The sequence below is a fragment of the Pelagivirga sediminicola genome, assembly GCF_003072125.1.
In the GTDB taxonomy this organism is placed as follows: domain Bacteria; phylum Pseudomonadota; class Alphaproteobacteria; order Rhodobacterales; family Rhodobacteraceae; genus Roseovarius; species Roseovarius sediminicola.
Genome location: NZ_QCYH01000013.1, coordinates 62,190 through 68,189, shown reverse-complemented (window position 1 = coordinate 68,189; position 6,000 = coordinate 62,190). Strand labels below are relative to the sequence as shown.

At 63.3% G+C, this 6,000-nt stretch carries 5 protein-coding genes; all 5 read right to left on the bottom strand.

Translation table 11 applies throughout. The annotated features are described in order from the left end of the window. Positions 1-171 precede the first annotated feature (171 nt). The 5 genes from DC366_RS16460 to DC366_RS16440 all read right to left on the bottom strand — a co-directional run bounded on the left by DC366_RS16460 (position 172) and on the right by DC366_RS16440 (position 5,748). On the bottom strand, positions 172-1,086 hold the full coding sequence (locus tag DC366_RS16460; protein ID WP_108693309.1) for an EamA family transporter: 915 nt from the start codon (positions 1,084-1,086) through the stop codon (positions 172-174). A 98-nt stretch (positions 1,087-1,184) separates the two neighbouring features. Beyond that, positions 1,185-1,895, bottom strand: a complete 711-nt coding sequence (locus DC366_RS16455; RefSeq protein ID WP_108693308.1) for a hypothetical protein — start codon at positions 1,893-1,895, stop codon at positions 1,185-1,187. Beyond that, entirely contained in the window at positions 1,888-2,832 is a 945-nt protein-coding gene (locus DC366_RS16450; protein ID WP_108693307.1) for a cation diffusion facilitator family transporter, read from the bottom strand. The genes DC366_RS16455 and DC366_RS16450 overlap by 8 nt, the downstream gene beginning before the upstream one ends. Before the next feature lie 43 nt (positions 2,833-2,875). After that, positions 2,876-4,978, bottom strand: a complete 2,103-nt coding sequence (locus DC366_RS16445) for a protein-disulfide reductase DsbD family protein (protein WP_108693306.1) — start codon at positions 4,976-4,978, stop codon at positions 2,876-2,878. Next, on the bottom strand, positions 4,978-5,748 hold the full coding sequence (locus DC366_RS16440; protein ID WP_108693305.1) for a DsbA family protein: 771 nt from the start codon (positions 5,746-5,748) through the stop codon (positions 4,978-4,980). Before DC366_RS16440 ends, DC366_RS16445 begins: the two co-directional genes overlap by 1 nt. Between the last annotated feature and the right edge of the window lie 252 nt (positions 5,749-6,000).

The following is a 6,000-nucleotide window of genomic DNA, read 5'->3' as shown; positions in this document are numbered from 1 at the left end:
GAAGGCTGGGTCATGCATTTCGATTACGCTGATGCCGACACAACGACAACCGTCGGCAAGTTTACGTGACAACACCCTCCCGACAACCCGCGTGCGCAGGAAATCCGGCAGGCGATGTCAGAGCTGCCCGGCTGAGGCCGAAACAGCGCTATGGTTTCCCTGCCAATGCGATCAGGTGCACTGACAGGGATGCGCCGCAAGGTTTGGATCGTCCCGGGTGGTTAGGCGGGTCAGGACGAACCCGGCCGTCAGAAGCAACGCGCCGCCATAGATCATGCCCGTCGCCGGGACCTCTCCGAATACGAGAAAGCCCAGCGTTGCCGCAACCACCGGCGATACGATGATGTCGACCAGCGAATAGACGTTGGCGTTCAGCGTCTTCAGCACAAGCGAGATGCCGAAATAGGCGAACCCTGTAGACACCAGCCCCAGCATCAGCGCCCAGAGCCCGGCCGGCGCAGCAATGCCGATCCGCTCATTGACTGTCATTGCCATGACGTCGCCGGGTCCGAAGATCACCAGCGCCGGCGACAGCACGAGGGCGGCAACAAGCATGGACCAGGCGATGTCGTTACCGGTCTCGGATTTGCCTTCGTGGCGCATGTAGGTGATCATCGCGGCATAGATCGCCCCATCGGCAAGCGCGACAAGATTTCCGACCATGTATCCGCCCTCCAGCGGTTTCGCGAGAACAATGCCCATGATGGCGACCGCGAAGGTCAGGTAGTGACCCCAGCTTGCTTTCTCATCGAGAAACAGCGCCGAGAATATGAAGGTGAAGAACGGCGCGATACTCCAGAAAATGACCGCGTTGGCAATCGGCACCAGGGTCATGGCGTAATTGAAGACGCTGATCTGGGTGGCGATCAGCATACCGATGATGGCGGTGTCCTTGAGGTTCTTCCACGGAACGCGAAGCGGGTTCCCGGTTGTGAACGGCATCAGAATCATGAGAAACAGCGCGGCCGTGAGGATGGCGTAGAAATTGACCGTCTGGATCGGGATCAGACCACCGGTCAACTTGACGAAGACGCCGATTGTCGCCTCCGAGAAGGTAATGAGAAGCAGCAACAGGATGGTGCGCATGGGTCGATTCTGATCCTCTCTCGTTCACGCTCTCAGGACGCCGCCGGCTCGTCGCGGTCCTCCTGGCCGCGTTCCGCGCCCGGGCTCGCGTTCGCGATCTAGCACATGTCGCAGACCGGGTCACCGTGGGACAGAGTGCGCCGGCGGCGATAATGACCGCGCGCGCCATCCCCGGCGATGACATCGGCACCGGGCCAGTCGTAGCGGCACCAGCTCTGCCGGAACGCCTCCAACGAGTCAGGATCGTCCTGCGCCCGGGCCATGCGGCGCACGAAGCTCTGCGGCGGGCAATGGGTGAAATCGGTCAACAGGTCGTCGCCGTCCCGGCTGACACGAACGGCGTAACCCGGCGCGCCGGAGGGCGCGAAGGGAAACACCAGCAGCGCGCGGATGGTCCAGCGCAGCCGGCGGCCGGAATCGCGGGTGAGCAGGCGCACGGGCAATGCACTGAGCGCCAGCATCCGCCGGTAGATGTCCCAGCCGAGATCGGCGACCACCTGTCGTGCGGTCTCGGGCGCGATGCCGCAAGCGCGCAGGCTGCGATCGGCCGCCATCGTCCAGATCGCCATTTCCACCATCAGCCGGCTACCGAAAGTCGGAAGCTCTGCCTGCTGCGCATGCGGGCGCAGGCGGATCGCCTCCGCGGTCATCGCTGCCACGAATGCCTCGATTTCCGGCGCCAGCCAGCGGATCTCGCGCCCCTCTGTGTCGCGCAGGCCGCGCGTGGCAAGGCCGCGCCGCGCCGCCCGGGCGACGATGCGCCCGATCAGCTTGCGTGCCAGCCACAGGCGGAGCGAACCGTCAGCCATCGCCGGCCTGATTGCCCGAGGTGATATCGATCATCTCGGCACCCGACTCCTCCAGACACTCGGTTTCAGTCTGGAGCGTGACGAAGAAAAACCCGTGATCGCGGCGCAGCAAGCGATGTGCCCGTCGTTGCACCGCCTGGGGGTCCGCACCGTCATCTACGCGAAGATGAGCCGAAAACACGTTGCGCCCGCTCGTCAATGTCCATGCGTGGGCGTGATGCACATCGCGCACCCCATCGAGCGTTTCCAGATCCGCGATCACCAAGTTCAGATCGATCTCGCTCGGCGCCGCTTCCATCAACAGCCGCGCCGCATCCCGCAGGATGCCCCAGCTGGCCCAGAGCAATACAAAGCCGAAAGCCATGCCCAGAAGCGGGTCGATCATCAGGAAACCGGTAAAGCGGATCACCAGCGCCGTGACGATGATCAGCAGACTGCCGACGAAGGTCTGGATGATGTGCCAGAGCGCGCCGCGCACGTTCATGTCGCTCCGGCTCTGTTTCCAGATAAGGCCGAGCGAAATGAACTCGGTCACAAGGCCACCGGCGGCGGCAAGCAGCATCGGCCCCGTCGGCAAGTCGATGGGGGCGTTCAGGCGCATCGCCGCCATGTAGATGACGACAAGGGCCATCCCGGCCAGGAACCCGCCATTGATGAGCGCGCCCAGAATTTCGGAGCGATACCAGCCGAAGCTGAATGTTGCATCGGCAGGCCGCCGGGAAAGCCGGGCCGCCCCCAGGGCGACGAGGACGCCGCCGACGGCGGAAAACGTGTGGAACGCGTCTGACAGGACGGCGATCGATCCGGTCCAGAGCCCGATCCCCAGTTCCACGATGAAATAGATGCCGGTCAGCCAGGCCGAGATGACCATGCCGCGTCCGCTTGTCGGCATATGCGATCCGTGTCCACCAACATGGGTTTCAGTTTCGGAACTCATCGAGCCTCCTTTCCGTGGCAGTTTATTGATGCCTCCCCAATTGTCAATGAGCGCGCTCCGCCGCCTTCTCGAGCGCTGATAGAACCGCTTCGGACGACAGGAGCTCGGGCAGGACGATACCCTCGGGAGCGCCGGGTCCATAGACAGCGTTGAACGGAATACCGTAGCGGTCGAAGGTCTCCAGATAGCGCGAGATTGCCTCGTCGGGCCGGGTCCAATCGGCCTGCATCGCCGTCACGCCCGGCGCGCGAAGGGCCGTTCGAACCGGCGCGCGGTCAAGCACGAGCGCCTTGTTGGCCTTGCAGGTGAGACACCAATCGGCGGTCACATCCACGAAAACCACCTCTCCGCGCGACACGAGCTTCGGAATTTCTCGACGGTCGAATGCGGCCCAGTCCGTCGCCGGCTTGGCGTTCGGCGTGCCGGCCGCAGAAAGGAATCCCGCCAGGAAGATGGCCAACGCGCCCGTGGCCGCAGCCCCGGACAAGCGGGGGCCTGCGGCCAGGCGCTTGGCGGACAGAAGCGCGACCAGGATTGCACTGGCTGCCAGAACCGCGAGCGCGGACGCCATGCCGCCAACGCCGATCAGCACCCAGAACAGCCAGCCGGCGGTGCCCGCCAATGCCAGCCCGAGCAGAATCTTCAGCCACAGCATCCAGCGGCCCGGCTTCGGCAGGCGCGAGATCGCCGCCGGAAACGCGGCAACGATGAGATAGGGCAAGGCCAGACCGATCCCCAGTGCAGTGAAGATCACCGCGATATCGAGCGCGCGTCCGGCAAGCGCAAAGGCCACGGCGGTGCCGAGAAACGGCGCCGAACAGGGTGTCGCGAGGATGGCGGCGAAGGCGCCCGTGGCAAAGTCGCCACCATAGCCTTTGCCGCCGCCCGCACGCGCGAGCCGGGTTTGCATTGAGGAAGGCAACTCGATCTCGAATGCCCCGAAAAGGTTGGCGGAAAACACGGCCAGGACAAGGAACATGACTGCCAGAAAGACGGGATTCTGGAATTGCAGCCCCCAGCCCACCGTCATCCCGAGACCGCGCGCCGCGATGGTCAGCGCCGCAAGCGACCACATGAACGCCAATACGCCGAGCGCGGAGACGGCGAACCCCTTGCGGATGCGGCCCACGCCCTGGTCGCGGCTCTTCATCGCCGAGGACAGCTTGATGGACAGCACCGGCAGCACGCATGGCATGACGTTCAGGATGAGACCGCCGAGAAAGGCGATCACGGCAATCCAGGCCAGTTCCGCAACACCGGGCAGTACGCGGTCCAGAGTGAAGGGCGGCTTCGCTGCTTCATCCGTCAACTCGGCGAAAAGGCTGGCCGCACGGTCGCCATCGGTCACGGTAATCCGCAGATCGGGCAGGTTGGCGGCTGCGCTCAGAACCGGCAGACGCGCCCAGAGCAGACGGCCGCCCTCGCCCAGACGAATATCGGGCTCGCCGAATGCTGTGCCCGCGCCCAGTTCGGGAAAAACATCCGGACCCGCAAATGGCTGCTCGCTGCGCGCGGCCAGCGTCAGCGCGGTCATGTCCGGGTCGAGATGGGCCGACTGGACCCTGATACCGCTCTCGGCCCCCTCGTCCGGCACCTTTTCCGCATAGGCGGAAATGAGCGCCGCCGACCGCGTGTCGATTCCGCTCGCGCGCGGCAGTGACAGGGTCAGTGTGAACTCCTGCGGGACGCAAACGGTCGAGCAGGTCAGAAGCGTGACATCGGCATTCAACCGCACCGGCGCGCCGGGGTCTGACAATGCGATACGCAGCGGAAATACGACCTCGTCGTGATATCCGAAATTCTCGATCCCGAAGGCCGTGAACCGTTCCGGGGCGGGCCAGAGCAATTCGACCTCTTCCACATTCTCCGATCCCGCCCAGTCGATCGAGGGCGGGATGCCGACCTCGCCCGGGGACCGCCAATAGGTCTTCCAGCCCTCGCCCAACTCCAGATGCAGCCCGGCGGACAGGGACGTCGCGTTCGGGCCGACTCCGTTTTCGGCTGCGATCAGACGCGCCTCGAGAGCGGGGTTGGAAAAGCTCCCGGATTCGGCGGCGTTCGACATACTGGCCAGCCCCGCGCCGAGAAAACCGAGGCAGGCCAGCAGAATCAGCTTTGCGACGAAAAGCCGCGAGAATTTGTTCATCACGCTGTCTGACACTGGGACGTCCAATCTTCCTCGATTTCCATCTCGGCAACACGCAGAATGGTCTTCTCATCGATCTGGCCCTGGATGATCGTTCGCCCGATTATCAGGGCGGGCGTTCCAAAAATGCCGAATACCCGTGCGAGAGCAGCACTGTTTTCCAATTCTTCGGTAACAGGGGCGCTTCGCATGTCGGTAATCAGGCGTTGGTGATCGACACCGATGTCTCGCGCCAAAGCCTGTAAATATTTCGGTGTCGCCACAAACGAGGATTTCATGAGCCGTTCATGAAATGCGACATAGGCACCTTGGCGTTTCGCCGCCAGCGCCGCCTTGGCCGCGACCTCCGACGATTGCCCGAGAAGCGGCAATTCGTGCCAGATGGCACGCAGGTTGCTGTCGGGACGTGCATCGAGCGCCGCAAGCGTCCTGGTCTGAACACGGCAATAAGGGCAATAATACTCTGTAAAAAACGCCACCGGAACGCGCTGTGTTTCAGACAGGTCATCGCCGTAGAGCGCACCGCAGATATCTGCCCTGACCCGCGCTTCGGCATCCGCCAGACTATCCGGGCCCATGGCGTTCATTCCGATGAAGAGATCGAAGCCGCTCGAGCTTTCGCTGGCGGACAGCCTGCGAAAGCCCCGCGGGTATTGAACGTCCTCGAAGTTGAGTTCGGTCGAACCGAGATCCGGAAAATACCAAAACCCGGCGTAGGCGGCCGCAACAGTCGCAAGAACTGCCAATGTATTCCGCCGTCCTTCAATCATATCCCATCACCTTCACAACTATTCCAAAGCGAAGGCGAAGCCCTCCCTGCCGTCCCGACATTCAAGCACTGCCAGCCCACTGCCCGTTATTTCCTTTACCTCACAACCTGCAGGCAGGTCGGCCACCTGACCGCTCGAAGAGAGCCGGACATCACCGCTTCGCTCGCATTGCGCGATGGTCTGGGCGCAGGCGCCAAGTAAGAGCATCGCCCAAAGCGGCAGAAGACGGCGAACGATACCCAATCTCACCCC